The sequence below is a fragment of the Mycobacterium sp. genome (genome assembly GCF_044342925.1).
Lineage (GTDB): Bacteria > Actinomycetota > Actinomycetes > Mycobacteriales > Mycobacteriaceae > Mycobacterium.
Genome location: NZ_JBIIOV010000059.1, coordinates 1 through 16770 on the forward strand (window position 1 = coordinate 1; position 16770 = coordinate 16770).

Annotated in this window: 17 protein-coding genes and 1 pseudogene; 9 read left to right on the top strand and 9 right to left on the bottom strand. The window is 66.6% G+C overall.

Annotated features, from left to right (window positions below; translation table 11 throughout):
- From ADBZ6I_RS08325 to ADBZ6I_RS08335, 3 genes and pseudogenes are all read right to left on the bottom strand, one after another.
- Positions 1-1285, bottom strand: a pseudogene (locus ADBZ6I_RS08325) (hypothetical protein); the annotation flags it as partial.
- Positions 1286-1563: 278 nt separating this feature from the next.
- On the bottom strand, positions 1564-2187 hold the full coding sequence (locus ADBZ6I_RS08330; RefSeq protein WP_526382751.1) for an Rv0518 family GDSL lipase: 624 nt from the start codon (positions 2185-2187) through the stop codon (positions 1564-1566).
- Positions 2188-2447: 260 nt separating this feature from the next.
- The gene (locus ADBZ6I_RS08335; protein ID WP_526382721.1) at positions 2448-4013 is read right to left on the bottom strand and encodes a PTS transporter subunit EIIC; all 1566 of its coding nucleotides are present in this window, start codon (positions 4011-4013) and stop codon (positions 2448-2450) included.
- Positions 4014-4157: 144 nt separating this feature from the next.
- Between ADBZ6I_RS08335 and ADBZ6I_RS08340 the strand changes: the two genes are divergently transcribed.
- From ADBZ6I_RS08340 to ADBZ6I_RS08355, 4 genes are all read left to right on the top strand, one after another.
- Positions 4158-4628 carry a PTS sugar transporter subunit IIA gene (locus ADBZ6I_RS08340; RefSeq protein WP_526382723.1) on the top strand — a complete coding sequence of 157 codons (471 nt, stop codon included), beginning with the start codon at positions 4158-4160 and terminating at the stop codon, positions 4626-4628.
- Between the two features lie 34 nt (positions 4629-4662).
- A complete protein-coding gene (gene nagB / locus ADBZ6I_RS08345) occupies positions 4663-5448 on the top strand; it encodes a glucosamine-6-phosphate deaminase (protein WP_526382725.1) in 786 nt (261 codons plus the stop codon).
- Positions 5449-6594, top strand: coding sequence for an N-acetylglucosamine-6-phosphate deacetylase (nagA, locus tag ADBZ6I_RS08350; protein ID WP_526382727.1), 1146 nt, complete (start codon positions 5449-5451; stop codon positions 6592-6594).
- An 80-nt stretch (positions 6595-6674) separates the two neighbouring features.
- Positions 6675-7286, top strand: a complete 612-nt coding sequence (locus ADBZ6I_RS08355; protein ID WP_526382729.1) for a hypothetical protein — start codon at positions 6675-6677, stop codon at positions 7284-7286.
- Positions 7287-7742: 456 nt separating this feature from the next.
- Here ADBZ6I_RS08355 and ADBZ6I_RS08360 read toward each other — a convergent pair whose 3' ends face one another.
- The 4 genes from ADBZ6I_RS08360 to ADBZ6I_RS08375 form a co-directional block, all read right to left on the bottom strand.
- Positions 7743-8867 carry an acyl-CoA dehydrogenase family protein gene (locus ADBZ6I_RS08360; RefSeq protein WP_526382731.1) on the bottom strand — a complete coding sequence of 375 codons (1125 nt, stop codon included), beginning with the start codon at positions 8865-8867 and terminating at the stop codon, positions 7743-7745.
- A 44-nt stretch (positions 8868-8911) separates the two neighbouring features.
- Entirely contained in the window at positions 8912-9871 is a 960-nt protein-coding gene (locus ADBZ6I_RS08365) for an ornithine cyclodeaminase family protein (protein ID WP_526382733.1), read from the bottom strand.
- 110 nt (positions 9872-9981) lie between these two features.
- Positions 9982-11100, bottom strand: a complete 1119-nt coding sequence (gene pstS, locus ADBZ6I_RS08370) for a phosphate ABC transporter substrate-binding protein PstS (protein ID WP_526382735.1) — start codon at positions 11098-11100, stop codon at positions 9982-9984.
- Between the two features lie 51 nt (positions 11101-11151).
- Positions 11152-11481, bottom strand: coding sequence for a DUF3349 domain-containing protein (locus ADBZ6I_RS08375; protein ID WP_526382753.1), 330 nt, complete (start codon positions 11479-11481; stop codon positions 11152-11154).
- 259 nt (positions 11482-11740) lie between these two features.
- Between ADBZ6I_RS08375 and ADBZ6I_RS08380 the strand changes: the two genes are divergently transcribed.
- From ADBZ6I_RS08380 to ADBZ6I_RS08390, 3 genes are read left to right on the top strand one after another with little or no spacing between them, the layout of a single operon-like run.
- A complete protein-coding gene (locus tag ADBZ6I_RS08380) occupies positions 11741-12994 on the top strand; it encodes an inorganic phosphate transporter (RefSeq protein WP_526382737.1) in 1254 nt (417 codons plus the stop codon).
- Between the two features lie 18 nt (positions 12995-13012).
- Positions 13013-13297 carry a hypothetical protein gene (locus ADBZ6I_RS08385; protein ID WP_526382739.1) on the top strand — a complete coding sequence of 95 codons (285 nt, stop codon included), beginning with the start codon at positions 13013-13015 and terminating at the stop codon, positions 13295-13297.
- 7 nt (positions 13298-13304) lie between these two features.
- Positions 13305-13622 carry a DUF3349 domain-containing protein gene (locus ADBZ6I_RS08390; protein ID WP_526382741.1) on the top strand — a complete coding sequence of 106 codons (318 nt, stop codon included), beginning with the start codon at positions 13305-13307 and terminating at the stop codon, positions 13620-13622.
- Between the two features lie 51 nt (positions 13623-13673).
- On the opposite strand, the gene ADBZ6I_RS08395 is transcribed toward ADBZ6I_RS08390, so the two are convergent.
- A complete protein-coding gene (locus ADBZ6I_RS08395; RefSeq protein ID WP_526382743.1) occupies positions 13674-13904 on the bottom strand; it encodes a hypothetical protein in 231 nt (76 codons plus the stop codon).
- A gap of 151 nt (positions 13905-14055) precedes the next feature.
- Here ADBZ6I_RS08395 and ADBZ6I_RS08400 point away from each other — a divergent pair, with 151 nt between their 5' ends.
- On the top strand, positions 14056-14460 hold the full coding sequence (locus tag ADBZ6I_RS08400) for a DoxX family protein (protein WP_526382745.1): 405 nt from the start codon (positions 14056-14058) through the stop codon (positions 14458-14460).
- Between the two features lie 229 nt (positions 14461-14689).
- On the opposite strand, the gene ADBZ6I_RS08405 is transcribed toward ADBZ6I_RS08400, so the two are convergent.
- A complete protein-coding gene (locus ADBZ6I_RS08405) occupies positions 14690-15100 on the bottom strand; it encodes a hypothetical protein (protein ID WP_526382747.1) in 411 nt (136 codons plus the stop codon).
- Positions 15101-15301: 201 nt separating this feature from the next.
- Here ADBZ6I_RS08405 and ADBZ6I_RS08410 point away from each other — a divergent pair.
- The coding region (locus ADBZ6I_RS08410; protein ID WP_526382749.1) for an acyl-CoA dehydrogenase family protein at positions 15302-16770 on the top strand (1469 nt) is incomplete at its 3' end.

The window sequence follows — 16770 nt, forward strand, 5'->3', positions numbered from 1 at the left end:
CCGTCGGGCAGTCGGAGAGTCCGGTGAAGCTGTAGCCGTTGCCGATCAGCAGGCCCGCGTTCGGGTTGTCTTTGGTGCCGTCGCCGATGAACAGCCGCACGAACGACGCCAACGGATCCACACCGGCGGTCGCCGCCTTCGGGGTGAACAAGCTCGACAACGGATCCAACAGCGCGCCCGTGGTCGTGGTCGCCGCAGGTGCGGCGGTCTTGGAACGCACCCCGAACTCCCGCCGCGAGAACGCCAGCGCCGTCCACATCAACGGCCCCGCCGCCGGATTGTCCCCGGTGCAGCCGGTGGTCAGCCACGACAGCAGGGCCGCACCCATACCGCCCACCGCGTCCGTCGCCGCGGCCGGCTGCGGCGAGGCCGTCATCACCGGCGCCGACGACACGGCTGCGGTCACCGACGCACCACCGGCGCCGGCACCGCCGCCGTCGACCGCGGTGATCATGGCCACGAGTCCGTCGTTGCTTCCGCGGTCAGCCGTCGCGGGCGCCACCGCCTGCGCCGGACCCACCCGGCCCGACCGCACATCGACGTTCGCTGTTGCACCCTCCGCGGCGTCCGAGCCGACATCCGAGCCGACATCCGAACCGGCATCCGAGCTCACACCGTCATCGCCGCCGCGCTCCGGCGGCGCCACCAGCACGGCACCCGACCCGCCCGGCGACCCCGCAGCAGACCCACTGGTGGCGTCAGAACCGGTCGACGAAGTACCCGGCCCCTCCGGCATGGTCGCCGTCGAACCACCGTTGCCGCGGGCAGGGCCCGTCGCCGTGGCCGGAGCGGGCTCCGGAGCGGGGTCAGACGGCTGTTCCATCGCAGGATCGGTTGGGGCAAGGGCGTCCGTGTCCGTGTCCGGGACTTCCAATGGTTCCGGGACATCCTCCACCGCCGGGACATCCTCCACCGCCGGGTCGGACGTCGAATCGGGCTGCTGTGGGGGCTGCGGTTCGGCTCCGCGCGCTCCGTCACGAGTCGATGCCCGGGTCGACGGCGCATCCGAAGAATCCGACTCCGACGACCCCGTCGAACCACCTGAACCGCGGGTGTCGGCGTAGGCCACCGGCAACGATGCCGCCGCCGCGCCGATACCCAGCGTCACCGCTAGGGCACCCACCCGGCCGATGTACTTCGCGTAACTCGATGCCGGTGTCTCCGGCACCGTCCGCTCGACGGCGATGGGACGAACCGGTGTGGCGTCCGCACCCCGCCTCTTCGTACGCCGACGGGCCGCCGCCGCAGCCTGGTTCCGATGATTGTCGTTGGCTGAAGCAGGCATCGCACGCGTCCTTGGCTCAGGTTTCAGGTACGCGTAGATCTACTCCTGCACGGGGGCTCCCGAGGTGTTACCGACAAAGACATAAATAATCAGACTAGCGGCTATTTGCGGATGCAAATACTTTGCTGTTGTCGGCAACGTTTTTTAAAATTCAGGCACTCCTAACTTGCGCGAAGAACGATTCGTACCCCAAATAAGCGCTGTCTAACGGGCCTAAGCACTCGGAATACAGTGTCGCCGTTATTACCGGTAAACGCGTGTGCTGCTGAGTTTGCTGCTCAGAGGCCGATGGTGAGCTGGCGGAAGATTAGCGGCGCAATCCGCTCCGCCATGTAGGCGTGACCGGCATCGGTGGGGTGCACCCCGTCGGCGCCGATCAGCTCGGGACGCCCGACGAACCAGTTCTCGGCAATCGGGTCGACGAACGTCATCCCGGTCGCGGCGGCTTGGGCCCGCAGGCTGTCCCGGATGGCCAACACCTCCGGCGGCGGCGTCGCGGTCGGCCATGGCGGCCCGATCACGAGGAACTTGGCATCCGGTGCGGCATACCGGGCGAGTTTGAAGGTATCGCCGGCCATCCCGGCGAGCTTGAGCGGCTCCACCGGTTGGTCGTTGCGGGAGCCGAAGAACACCACCAGCGCGTCGTTGCCGTGCACCGCCCGGGCCGCGAGATCCTCGAAGATGCTGCCCTGGGTGCCCGGCTGGCCGTAACCGGCCCCGCCTTCGGCCGCCACGTCGGCGTCGACCTGGATCCCGCGCTTGGCTAGCAACTGCCAGGTCAGCTGGGTCCACGAGTTGGGTCCATTGCCGCCCTCGGTGGAGCCGGCGGTGTACGAGTCACCGATGACGGCGATGTGCGCGCCCTTCTGCTCCGGTCCGGTGGCCAGCCCGGCGGGCGCCACCCATACGGCCGACGCGGCGGCGGCTGCTACGACGACGGTCGTCTTAGCAGCGCGCACGAAAGCTTGTCTCAGGATCACCGACACCTCACAGGTTCGGCTCAGCCTAAGGCCACTCAGCCCGCGCGGGCCGAAGGCGCAGCCTGGGGCGCGTCACGCACGACCATCTCGTGCGAGTCCAGCGAGAACACCGAGCCTGCGCGCAGATCGACATCCGGCGAAAGAGGGCGATCTGCGCGCGGTTTCGATGAAGCGGGGTCCAGCTACAGCACGTCGAGGATGTCGTTCTTCAGCGCCTCGGCCTGGGTGCCGAACACCGCCTGCACGCTGTTGCCGACCTCGATCACACCGGCCGCACCCAGCGCCTTGAGCCGGGCCTGATCGACCTTGGTCTTGTCGGCGACGTCCATCCGCAACCGGGTGATGCAGGCGTCGACGGTGACGAGGTTCTCCCGGCCGCCGAACGCCGCGATCAGTTGCTCGGCCTTGCTGCCCACAGCGGTCGCGGTCGCGGTGGCGCCGCCGGTCTCGACGGCGGTGGGCGCGTCGCTGCCGTCGCTGAGGTTGGCCTGCTGTTCGGCGTCGAACTCGCCTTCGGGTTCGCGGCCGGGGGTGCGCATGTTCCACTTCACGATCGCGAACCGGAACAGCAGGTAGTAGAGGACGAAGAAGACCAAGCCCATGACCACCAGCAGCGGCACGTTCTTCGCCGCCGGGGCGGTGCCGTAGAGCAGCAAGTCCATCAACCCGGCAGAGAACGAAAAGCCGAGGTGGATGTCGAGGGCGTAGGCGATCGCCAGCGAGAGCCCGGTCAGGATCGCGTGGATGACGTACAGCGGGAACGCCACGAACATGAAGGCGAACTCCAGCGGTTCGGTGACACCGGTGAGGAAAGCGGTCAGGCCGGCCGCCGACAGGATGCCGAACGCCACCTTCTTCTGCCGGGCGTTGGCCACGTGGATCATCGCCAGGGCCGCGCCCGGCAGGCCGAACATCAAGATCGGGTAGAAGCCGGCGGTGAGGTGTCCGCCGGTGGGGTCGCCGGCGGCGAAGCGGCCCAGTTCACCGGTGACGACGCTGCCGTCGGGCTTCTGATAGCTGCCGTAGATGAACCAGACGAAGGAGTTCAAAATGTGGTGCAGGCCAATGGGAATCAGCATCCGGTTGGCGAAGCCGTAGACGAACGCCCCGAGCGCTCCGGCACCGCCGATGAATTTGCCCAAGCCGGTCAGGCCGGCGTTGAACACCGGGTAGAAGTAGCTCATCGCGAAGGCCACCACCAGGACGGTCAGCGACACCGCGATGGGCACGAACCGACGGCCGCCGAAGAATCCGAGATACGGCGGTAGCTGGATGGTGTGGTACCGGTCGAACAGCCAGGCGGTGATCAACCCGACGATGATGCCGCCGAGCACGCTGTAGTTGATCTGCGCCTGATTGCCGGCTTTGTCGAGCACGCCGTCGAGGACGAACGGCGACATGGTCTTGAACACGGCCTGCATCACCAGGTAGCCGACGACCGCCGCCAGCGCGGTGGACCCGTCGGCCTTGCGCGCGAACCCGATCGCCACACCGACGGCGAAAAGCAGCGCCAGGTTGTCGAACAAGGCACCGCCGGCCGCACTCATGGCCTGGAAGAACGGCCCGATCACCGGCGCCTTGATCCGGCCCAGAAGATCGTCCTGGCCCAGCCGCAGCAGGATGCCGGCCGCGGGCAGCACCGCGATCGGCAGCATGAGGCTCTTGCCCAGCCGCTGCATCTGCGCGAAACCGGGGATGTTCAGTCCCGATTTCCCCTGCGCCCCTGTGGCTTTGGTTGCGTCGCTCATCTGGGCACAGCCCTCTCGTTTCCTGACAGTCCTGCGGAAGCTTAGACCACAATCAGCCGATGTGAGCGGCGGTTTTGGCCTCCGCGGGCCACTGCGATCTCTATCCTTCGTCCCAACGCCCATCCCTGATATGAGGAGCAACCCATGAGCCAGACCACCGTCCTGGCGCCCGTCGAAGGCCGGGCACTGCCCCTGGCCGACGTCCCCGATCCGGTCTTCGCCGGGGGCATGGTGGGCTACGGCGCCGCCATCGACCCGCCGCACGAGGCCATCTATGCGGTCGCCCCGGTGAGCGGAAGGATCATCAAGCTGCTGCCGCACGCCTACGTCATCATGACCGCGGACAACGTCGGCGTGCTGGTGCACCTCGGTCTGGACACCGTGACGCTCGACGGCGCCGGGTTCACCGCGCAGGTGGCTCAGGGCGACACCGTGGAGGCCGGTCAGCCGGTGACCATCTACGACGTGCCGGCCATCATCGCGGCGGGGCTGAGCCCGGTGGTCCCGGTGGTGGTGATGGACGAACGCGAACCCGGCAACATCGAGGTCGCCGACGTCGTCTCATCGGGCTCGCAGATCGACTGTTGCGCAGTGCTTTTCACAGCCAACAAGTAGGCCACAGCCAACAAGCAGGGACTGGAGAGCTGCGATGGAAGTCATCATCCTGAAGGACTCCGCGGAGATCGGCCGCGTCGGCGCCGACGCGTTCGAGACACTGCTGCGCCGCAAGCCCGACGCCGTGCTGGGCCTGGCCACCGGATCGTCGCCGCTGACCGTCTACGACGAGCTGGCCGCGCGCTGCGCCGACGGCCGGGTGTCGTTCACGCAGGCCCGGGGCTTCACTCTCGACGAGTACGTCGGCCTGCCTGCCGACCACCCGGAGAACTACCGCAACGTCATCACCACGACGTTCGTCTCGCGGGTGGACTTCCCGCCGGGCGCAGTTCAGGGACCGGACGGGCTGGCCGAGGACGTCGCGGGCGCGTGCGCCACCTACGACCAGGCCATCAAGGCCGCCGGCGGAGTGGACCTGCAGATTCTCGGGATCGGCACCGACGGCCACATCGGGTTCAACGAACCGGGGTCTTCGCTGGCGTCGCGCACCCGGATCAAGACGCTCACCCGTCAGACCCGGATGGACAACGCGCGATTCTTCGACGGCGACATCGACGCGGTGCCCACCCACTGCCTCACCCAGGGCCTCGGCACCATCATGGAAGCCCGGCACATCGTGCTGGTGGCCACCGGGCGCGCCAAAGCCGAAGCGGTGCACCACCTGGTGGAAGGCCCGGTCAGCGCCATGTGGCCGGGCACCATCCTGCAGCACCACCCGCACGTCACCGTGCTGCTCGACGAAGCCGCGGCCCAGCGCCTGCAGCTGGCCGACTACTACCGCGAGACCTACGCGTCCAAACCCGGCTGGCAGGGCATCTAGGTGCTGCTGACCGCCCGCACCGTACTGACCGGATCGGAGCTGTTGCGGCCGGGCTGGATTGACGTCTCCGACGGTGTCGTGACCGCGGTGGGCTCCGGGGTGCCGGACCGCGCCGCCGATCAGGACCTCGGTGCTGTCACCGTGGTGCCCGGCTTCGTCGACACCCACGTGCACGGCGGGGGCGGCGGCAGCTTCTCGGTGGCACAGCAGGTCCCGGCGGCGGTGGACCTGCACCGCCGGCACGGCACCACCACCCTGGTGGCGTCGCTGGTCACCGAGTCGCCGGGCGATCTGCTGCATCAGGTCGGCGAGCTCGCCGACCAGGTCCGCGATCGCGTGATCGCCGGTATCCACCTGGAGGGCCCGTGGCTGTCGGCGCACCGATGCGGCGCGCACGACCCGGCGCTGCTGCGTGACCCCGAACCCGCTGAGCTGCAGGCGGTTTTCCGGGCCGGGGAGGGGACCATCCGGATGGTGACGCTGGCACCGGAACTCACCGGCGGTCTCGACGCGGTCCGCCAGATAGTCGACGCCGGGGCGGTGGCCGCCGTCGGCCACACCGAGGCCACCTACGCCCAGACCCGCGCCGCCGTGGCGGCAGGGGCCACCGTGGGAACGCATCTGTTCAACGCGATGCGCCCGATCCATCACCGCGAGCCGGGCCCGGCGATCGCCCTGCTGGAGGATCCGCGGGTCACCGTGGAGATCGTCGCCGACGGCATCCACGTCGACGGCGCGCTGTACCGGCACGTCACCGCAAGCGCGGGACCCGACCGGGTGTCGCTGGTGACCGACGCGATGGCCGCGGCCGGAATGTCCGACGGCGCCTACCGGATCGGCCCGCTGGACGTCGACGTCTCCGGCGGGGTGGCGCACCTGGTGGGCACCGACACCATCGCCGGCAGCACGGCGACGATGGATCGGCTGTTCCGGTTCGCCGTGGCGAACAGCGGTTTGCCCCGTGACGACGCGCTGCTGCTGGCGGTGCGCCAGACTTCGGTCAATCCGGCTCGGGCGCTTGGCCTTACGGATCCGGTGCTGCAACCCGGTGCGGCCGCTGACCTGGTGGTCCTCGACGGCGAGCTGGCGGTGCGGCGGGTGATGTGCGGTGGCCGGTGGGTCGCCGAATCTGTCTCAGACGCCTAACGATTGCGTTGTGGCTCGGCATCAGGCCTCGCGCGCGCAGGTCCCGTTGTGGTCTGGTGGGACAAATGAGATCTCCCACAGTGCGAAAGACCGGCCTCGCCGCCGCAGCCACCGCCGCGCTCATCGCGGTGGGTGCGCCACTGGGCGGCTTCACGTCCTGGGCCGCGCCGACGGCCAACCCGCAGTTCGACAGCGAGGGCTACGTTAATTCGACCGCCCGCTGCTCCAAGCCCGACACCGCAGTGCTCTTCGGCACCACGCGCAGTTCCCGAGTGGCGATCTGCAAGCTGACGGACGCCTCGTATGAGTACCGCGGCGTTCGGGTGAGTGACGGGGCCAAGTTGATCGCGCCGGCCAAGAACACCTCCGGCACCACCTTCGTGGTGAACAACGACGGCGTGAAGTACACCCTCACCGCCACCGCGCTGAGCGTCACCGCCAACGGCGACACCTTCCGCACCGAGACCTGGTCCGACTTCCACCAGCTGCAGGCTCAGGCGACGACGTCGGGGGCGACCGGCGCGGTCAAGCCGGCCACGCCCGCCAATGGCGCGGCGACCAGCGCTGCGCCGCAGGCCAAGTCGGCCACCGCACCGGCCGCGCCGAGTGCGGTGCCCAGCGCCGCGCCGTCACCTGCTGCCCCCGCCCCGCTGCCGCCGCCGCTGGCCGCGGAGGTGGGTGGCGGCGAGTAGCCGTTCAGTCCGGCCGCGGGTCCCCGCCGCTGGCGGCACGTTGGCCCATTGGGGCACCTGGCGGGCAGCAGATCCGTCATGCACTACGAGCCGCACGAAGCGTGCTATCCGGCTGCTGCCAGAGGCCAAAGGGCCCTATTGGGCGCATTTAGGGAGCTCGTAGCGTCGGCGATGAGAGACCACCAGTCAACAAAGGACAGCCGTAAATGACGAAATGGACCTGCCATTGCACGAAGGGCCACACCTCGGATTACGAGAGCGACAGCGATCCCGGTCCGAGCAAGACCTGTCCGACATGCGGAAGAAAACCTCTAACGTGCGCCGTGAAGCCAGCCGATGACGACTGAGTCTCGATTGGCCTTCTGTAGCCCGCACCAGGGAAATCAAGTCCCAAATTCGACGCGACGTTGAGCTGAGTTCCGCTGACTGGCGGCTCATGTTGCGCTGCGAAGACAGCTACAGCCCAAAGGTTTTGGCGATGATGTCGCGCTGGATCTCGCTGGTCCCGCCGACGACGGTGCCGACGACGGCCTCGCGCAGCTGGGCTTCCATGCCGCCCTCCTGGGCGTAGCCCATCCCGCCCATCATCTGCATGCCCTCCAGGGTGGCCAGCTTGGCGACTTCGGTGGCCTTGAGCTTGACCATGGACGCCTCCCTCGGCATCAGGGTGCCGGGGTTCTCGTCGACCCGTTGCGCGACATCCCACACCAGCAGCCGGGTGGCTTCGATCTCGGTGGCCAGGTCGGCCAGCCGCTGCGACAGCGCCTGGAACGACCCGATCGGGGTGCCGAACTGCTCGCGCTGGGTGACATAGGCCAGCGTGTCGTCGAACGCGCGGCGGGCCTGGCCCAGCGCCAGCGAGCCGATGATCACCCGTTCGGTGTTCAGGCCCATCACCAGCTGCTGCCAGCCCTGATCCTGGGCACCGACGAGGCGGTCGCCGCCGACCACACAGTCGGTGAAGAAGACGTCGTTGACGTCCAGGCCCATGGTGGCGATCGGACGGATCTCGATGCCCGGCGTGGAGGTGGGCACCGAGATCATCGAGATGCCCTGGTGTTTGCGGCCGGTGTCGGTGGTGCGGGCCACCAGCAGGATGTGATCGGAGATGTGGGCGTTGGAGATCCAGGTCTTCTGACCGTTGATGCGGTAGCCACCGTCGGCCGGCTCGGCTTTGCAGCGCAGTGACGCGACATCGGAACCCGAACCCGGCTCGGACATGGCGACCGCGGTCGGCTTGCCCGTCACCACCGCGCCGAGGACCTCTTTCTTGAGGTCCTCGGAGGCGTAGTTGAGGTACATGTGCGACACGATCAGCGTGACGCCGAAGCCGGCCAGCGGAATGCGGTTGTAGGCCAGTTCTTCGACGAACACGCAGGCGTCGAACAGGCCGCCGCCGGATCCGCCGTACTCCTCAGGGATCGATAAGCCCAGGAAGCCGAGATCGGCCAGCTTGGTGGCGATGTCCATGCTGTTGTGCCCCAGGGCGGTTCGCTGCTCGCGCGAACCACACTCCTTAGCCGCGAAGTCGCGCACCGTCTGGACGATGCTCTGCTGCTCGTCGGTCAGACGCAGGCTCATGGGCTCACCTCTTTCGTACCGTCGTCCGTTGGGTGGCCGGTCGGTCAGGGGAACTCGATGTGGCGCCCCACCCCTGCCGCGGCAGCCCGATCGAGCACCAGCGAACTGAGCGCGATGTCGTCCATGGCGATGCCCATGTTGAGGAACATCCGCCGCCCGGTCGTCGGGACGTCGTACTGCCCTGCGACCACTGCGGCCAGGTGGGTGTCGGGTGTGGGCAGCCCGAAGAAGTACATGCTGTCGGCCACCGACCCATATTGGCCGAGATCATCGACGCAGTACACCACCGCTTCGTCAAATGCCTTGGGCGCCATGGCATCGTCGTAGTCGACCGGCAGCAGCAGCGCGTTGGGATCGGTGTTGGCGCAATCGAGTTTCGGGTCGAGCGGCACGGTGATCGTGGTGATCACCAGGTCGGCGCCCTCGACGGCGTCCGTCGGGGACGTGGCCAGCCGGGTCACCCGGTCCCCGGCCTTCTCGGCGAACATCCGCGCAACTCGTTCCTCGTTGCGGTCGTAGGCGGTGACGTGGGTGATGCCGGGGTGGACCTCCAAAGCGACCTCCAGGTGGCGCTGCCCTTGCAGGCCGCAACCGACGATCACCAGATGCTTGGGATCGCCGGGCACGTGGCGCATGGTCACGCCGGAGACTCCCGGGGTGCGCATCTCGGTGATCCAACCGCCGTCGAGCATGGCCACCGGGCGGCCGGTCTCGGGGTCGTTCATGATCACCACGCCGTAGATGTAGGGCAGGCCTTTTGCGTGGTTCTGTTCGTAGCCCGCCACCCACTTCATCCCGATGCGGTCCGAGCCGCCGAGATAGGCCGGCATCGCGTGGATGAAGGCGTCGTCGCGGGAGGTGACCTTCGGTTTGGGCGGGTTCTGCACCAGCCCCTGGGCCTTCTGCCGGAACGCATCCTCCAAAACGTCGATGACTTCGGTCCAGGTGAGCCCGAGGCTCTCCATGTCCTGCTGATTGAGGACCAGCATCTGGTTGTCGCTCATGGTCGAACCATACGACGGCATACCGAAACCACGCATGCCCTCAGCGAATGTCCCTCCCAGTCCAGTCCCCGGGAGAGCGATCCGCACCGACGAAGGCGTCCCGGCGAGCGCTACTGGATGCTGTCTACAGCGGTCGCGACTCGGGCCTGGAATTCGGTCGGCAGGGGGATGTATCCGACCTTGTTCAGATCCGTTTGTCCCGTGGTGATCGCCGATTGCACGAAGGCCTTCACCGCCTTACCGGTCTCCGCGTCCGGGTAGCGGGAGCAGACCACCGCGTAGCCGGCCAAGATGATCGGGTATCCGAACTTCGCGGTCGGCCGGTAGGCGGGTGTCAGGTCCAACGCGAGGTTGTTGCCTTCTCCGGTGATCGTCACGGGTTCGATCGACGTGCCGGTCCAGTCAGTACCGATGTGGGTGACGCCGGCCGGGGTCTGGATATCAGCGGTTGACAGGCCTTGATCGATGGCGAAGGACCACTCGTTATATGAGATCGAACCGGGGGTGTTCTTCACCATTTCCGCGGTGCCCTGGTTTCCCGTGCCCCCCTCGCCCACTCCGCCGTTGAATGTCTTACCGGCGCCGCGCGTCCACACCCCGCCCGATGCGGCCTGGAGGTACTGCTGAAAGTTGTCGGTCGTTCCGGATTGGTCGCTGCGGTGAATCACGCGGATGTCCTTGGCGGGCATTGCGGTGCGCGGGTTCGGATGAGCTCTTCCACCCGGCAGGTTGAGGGCCGCGATTGCCGGGTCGTCCCATCGGGTGATCGCACCCGAGAAGATGCCGGCCAGCGTCGGGCCGTCGAGGATCAGGACGTCGACTTCGGGCAGGTTGTAGGTGACGGCGATCGGCCCGAAGACCACGGGGATGTTGAGTGCATCCGCGCCGCCGCAGCGCTTCGTGGCCGCCTCGTACTCCGTACCCTGGAGCGGCGAGTCTGAATTGCCGAAATCGGTTTTCCCACTGATGAAGTCCTGGATTCCCGCCCCTGACCCGTTCGGGGTGTAGTCCAGCCCCTTATCGGGGCATGCACTCTGATATGCCTCGACGAAGTGGGTCATCGCGCCCGCCTGCGCGGTCGAGCCGCTGGCTGTCAACGCTGGTTTGCCACCACAGTCCACCGCGGCGTTCTCGGCATAGGGCTGCACAGGGCCGGTCTTCGAGCAGCCCACGAGAAAAAGAGCACTCGCGGCCGCGGCTATCCGGGTTCGGCGTCGGTTGTTGTTCATTGGTCCGTCATCTGGCTAGACGCATTCGGTAACTGTGTATTCGGTTGGTAGTCAGAGCTTTTCAACATCGGCGTGCTCAGTCCAGATGTCATCGGTGTCGATGCCGGCCAGCGGCCAGCCGGCGGCGGCGAGTTGGGCGGCCACCCGCTTGACGTCCTGCGGCCCGGCGTCGTGATGTGCCACGCCTTCGACGAACTTCGCGATTTCGTCATAATCGATCAAATGCCCAGCCGGCGCACCGGCCTCCTCCGCAGCGATCTTCCGCACTATTTCCTTGACCTCATCGTCGGTCAACGGCGTCGATCGCAGCAGCGCGAGGAGCGGAACCCGGTCCGGGCCCGGAACCCCTTCCGGATAGCCGGCACGAAGCCATTCGAGCAACGCATGAATGCGAGATTGAGAGGGCACCCCCTGAGTCTGCCCGCAACCGAACCGCGGGACCACGACCTGATGAAGATGTTCACGACCCATTAACCGCGCATCAAGCAACCACACAGGGGCTCCACCACCACCGCCCCATTGCACACCTCGGCCAGCCCGGGAAACACCTTGTTCACGGCTCCTGAAGAGAAGATGAACAGTCCGTGTTTTCACCGAATTAGGTTGGCGTACATGGCCGCAACCCTCGCAGAATGATCCGGTGAGTACCGAGACGATCATTCTGGTGCTGTTGATCGCCACCGCGTTGGCGTTCGATTTCACCAACGGGTTCCATGACACGGGTAACGCGATGGCGACGTCGATCGCGACCGGCGCCCTCAAGCCCAAAGTTGCTGTGCTGCTGGCCGGAGCCCTCAATCTGGTCGGCGCGTTCCTGTCCGTCGAGGTGGCCATCACCGTGACCACGTCGGTGCTCAAGGTCCAGGACTCCACGACCGGGCGGCTACTGCCGGATATTGACGCGTCGATGGGGCTGACGATCATTTTCGCCGGCCTTATCGGTGGCATCCTGTGGAACCTGCTGACGTGGCTGTTCGGGATACCGTCGAGTTCCTCGCACGCGCTGTTCGGCGGGTTGATCGGCGCCGGCCTGGCCGCGCTCGGGTTCAGCGGTGTGAACTGGCCCGGCGTCACCCAGAAGGTCCTGATCCCCGCTGTGGTTGCGCCGGTGATCGCCGGCATCGTCGCCGCCTGCGGCACCTGGCTGGTCTACCGGATCACGCGCAAAGTGCTGCACCGTCGTCGGGAGGCGGGCTTCCGCTGGGGCCAGATCGCCACCGCGTCGCTGGTCGCCCTTGCCCACGGCACCAACGACGCGCAGAAGACCATGGGCGTGATCGCCCTCGCGTTGATCACCACCGGACACCTGACCGGCGACGTCAAGAACGACGGGTTGCCGATCTGGATCATCGCCAGCTGCGCGCTGGCCATCGGTCTGGGCACCTATCTCGGTGGCTGGCGGGTTATCCGCACCCTCGGCAAGGGCCTGGTCGAAATCGAGTCACCGCAAGGTCTGGCCGCCGAAGCGTCCTCGGCGGCCATCATCCTCACTTCCAGCGCCGCCGGCATGGCGCTGTCAACCACCCATGTCGCGACCGGGTCGATACTGGGCAGCGGCGTCGGCAAGCCCGGAGCGCAGGTGCGTTGGGCGGTCGCCGGCCGGATGGCCGTCGCATGGATGGTCACCCTGCCGGCCGCCGCCCTCGTCGGGGCGCTGTCCTACTGGCTGTCCTACCTCGTCAAGGACATCACCGAATCGCGGCTGGCCGGCGACGGCGTGATCTTCCTGATCCTGGTCGGGCTGTCCCTCTACATGTGGCGGCGCGCCCAGCAGCAGAAGGTCGACCACAGCAACGTCAACGCCGACTGGGATGACACGACGAATTCCGTTGTCCCCGCAGAGGTCCGCGCCGCAGCCACTACCAACACCGCAACCACGACGGCCGTCGCCTGACGGCGGAAAGGAACAGCCATGCACTATCTGGAGTCCATGTTCACGGTGCTTCTCGTCGGGCTGGCGCTCGGCGCGGGCCTGCCCGCACTGTTCGCAACCGGCCTGCTGGCCTACTCCTACGGCGCGGGCGGGGAGGAAGCCGACCATCTCGTCCACAAGGCAAACCCGCCTCTGAAGTACCTGGGCATCGTGCTTTTCCTCGTCGTTGGTTTCGTGATCGTCACCGCCGTCGCGTGGGTCACCCGGTCCACGATCATCCATCACTTCGGTGTCGACCTGTTCCCGATGTTCCCCAAGAAGTGAGGGCGTGATGACCAAAGCCAAGTCGGCGTCGTCGAGCACCTTGCAATCCGTTCTCGACTGGATCCACAAGGGATATCCGGATGGCGTCCCGCCCACGGACTACTACCCGCTGCTCGCACTGCTCGCGCGCACACTCGACGAGGACGAGGTAGTCACAGCGACCTGGGCCATCCTCAAAAAAAGCCATCCCGACAGCCCCGTCACAGAGCAACAGATCCGACAGGCCGTCCACGCGGTCATCGCCAAAGAGCCCAACATCAACGAGATCAACCAGGTAGCCGCACGACTCGCGCTGGTGGGCTGGCCGTTGGCCGCCCACGGCTAGATTGCGTATGTCAAGATCATGCCCCGGCCGCCAGGCCTGGGCGGCGTTGCCTCAGCCGATTCGGCGGACGAGCAGTCCCTTGGCCAGTTCAGCGCCTTTACGGCTGTCGGCCTGCGCCTTGCGGAACAGTTCGACGATCTCGTGATCACCGTCGCGCTCGGCATCGGCGATGTAGGTCTCCAGCCGCAGCGCATTCTCCAGGCAGTGTTCCAAGAACCAGATCAGGTCGTAGTCCTTGTCCTTGGTCCCAGTGATCTGGCCGGCCTCTGATGTGGTGCTCACGTCGATCACCCTCCTCGTCCCTCGTAGTTGTCCCTTGGTTCACGTACCCAAGTACCGATCGGGCGAAACGGTCTGACAAAAGGGGTCTTTCATCTCCGACGAGGTGCCGAAACACCGCGCGTCCCTGAGCCCAACGACGTAGGTTCGGGGCATGATTCATGCCCTCGATACAGCCCTGGACCGTCACTCCGCTTCCGCCCTCGGCGTCTTCCGGATCGCCATCGGTGTGCTGTTCGCCCTGCATGGCACCGCGAAGCTGTTCGGCTGGCCGGCCACCAAGAGTGGGGCGGTGCCGTTCGGAACCTGGCCGTACTGGTACGCGGGCGTCATCGAGATTTCGGTGGGTCTGCTGCTGGTCCTCGGCGTGTTCAGCCGCATCGTGGCGCTGATCGGCGCCGGGACAATGGCGTTCGCCTACTTCACCGTGCATCAGCCGACCGGGCTGCTGCCGATCCAGAACGGCGGCGAACTCGCCGTCCTTTACGGCCTGGCGTTTCTGCTGATCGCCTTCGCCGGCGCCGGCGCCTTCGCGGTGCGAACTCCCGGCCGAGGCTGATCGATCACGCTGGTCATGCTGCTGCCTTCGGTTGGCTGAATTTATTGTCATCAGAATTACGCACACATAATGCCGAATCTTGTTACCGGGGTCACCGAGGAGGACGGGCCGGACAGTGAGCTAGGAGGTCTACACCAAGCCGGCCGATACCGAGACCTTCTGCGAGGTCATACCGGTCGACTCAGCGGTCGGGTCGGCCGGCACCTGCTGCGGTTTACGACCACCGGCGTCAGGTCGGTCCGACCCGGCTGGTGCAGGTGAAGGGCTCATCGCGCCAGTAGGCGTCGTGCTGCTGGTCGTAGACGATCGGATAGCTGGTCGCCGGGTCGCACAGCTTGTCGATCTGCGCCTTGTCGGCCGAGCTGATGGTGAACCAGTACTTGTTGGTGTCGGCCGCGACCTTCTCGCACTTGTAGAAGAAGCCCTTCATACCCTGACCGAAGACGTCGCTGCGGAAGTCGCCGGCAAGTTTTTTGTTCAGGTTGATGTTGTCGCAGTCGGCCTTCATACCCTCGACGCTGGTGGTCCGGGCATCCTCGCTGACATAGCCCTTGGCGGTATGGGTTCCCGACGCCGTCCAACTCTGAGCCGGCAGCCCGATCTGCTCGGCGACGACGTCGAGAAGCGGTCGGTCTGACATCGCCGGTTCTGTTGCGCGACTTGCACATCCGGCAACGAAAGCAAGACCGAGACTCGCCAGCAGCAGGGCGGCCGCGCGTACTCCGGCGGCAGGCGATGACGTCACGCAACACCTCCCGTCCAGGCCACCTCAGACCGGTCAGCCTGTTTGACAACCATAGCCGCCGGCCCCAACCGGGGCGGTACGGGCAGACTTGATGCCATGCAATCCATGCTGGTGTCGCGACGCGATCTGGACTTCCTGCTCTACGACTGGCTGCGTGTCGATGAACTGACGAAGCGCGAGCGTTTCGCCGAACACTCCCGCGACACCTTCGACGCGGTGCTGGATCTGTGCGAACAGCTGGCCGATCGCTACTTCGCCAACCACAACAAGAAGGCCGACGCCCACGAGCCGACGTTCGACGGCCGGCGGGTGACCGTGATCCCGGAGACCAAAGCAGCTCTCGATGCGGTGGCCCAGGCCGACCTGATCGCGATGACGATGGAGCATCGGCTCGGCGGCGCGCAGCTGCCCGCCACCGTGGCCCAGGCCGCGTTCGGAATGTTCGCCGCCGCCAACATCAGCACGTCGGGATATCTGATGCTGACGATGGCCAACGCCAACCTGCTGGCGAAGTTCGGCACCGACGAGCAGATCGAGACGTTCGTGGCGCCGATGCTCGCCGGCCGGTTCTCCGGCACCATGGCGCTCTCGGAAACCCAGGCCGGCTCCTCGCTGGCCGACATCACCACCCGCGCCGAACCGCAGCACGATGGCACCTACCGGCTGTTCGGCTCCAAGATGTGGATCTCCGGTGCCGACCACGAAATGACCGACAACATCGTTAATCTCGTGTTGGCCAAGATCCCCGGCGGCCCGCCCGGGACCAAGGGCATCTCGCTGTTCATCGTGCCCAAATACCTGGTGAATCCGGACGGCTCCATCGGGGAGCGCAACGACGTGGCACTGGCCGGGCTCAACCACAAGATGGGGCAGCGCGGGATCACCAACACCGTTCTCAACTTCGGCGACGGTACGCACCAGCCGGACGGCGCGCCGGGTGCGGTCGGCTACCTGGTCGGCGAGCCGCACCGCGGCATCGCCTACATGTTCACCATGATGAACGAGGCCCGCCTGGGCGTCGGGATGGGCGCGGTGGCGCTCGGCTACACCGGTTACCTGAAGTCACTGGACTACGCCCGACAGCGTCCGCAGGGCCGGCCGATCACCTCCAAAGACCCTGCCACGCCGCAGATCCCGATCATCGAGCACGCCGACGTCAAGCGGATGCTGCTGGCGCAGAAATCCTACGTCGAGGGCGGGCTGGCACTACTGCTGTACTGCGCGCACCTGGTCGATCAGCAACACGAGCCCGAATCCGAGCAGGAACGCGACCGCGCCAACAGGCTGCTGGACATCCTCACCCCGATCGCCAAGAGCTGGCCGTCGCAGTGGTGTCTGGAGGCCAACAGCCTGGCCATCCAGGTGTACGGCGGCTACGGCTACAGCCGCGAGTACGACGTGGAGCAGCACTACCGGGACAACCGGCTCAACCCGATCCACGAGGGCACCCACGGAATCCAGAGCCTGGATCTGTTGGGGCGCAAAGTCGTTGCCGATGGCGGCGCCAACCTGCTCGCCCTCGGCGAGGCGATCGGACAGACGGTCGCGGGCGCACGCGGGCTGGG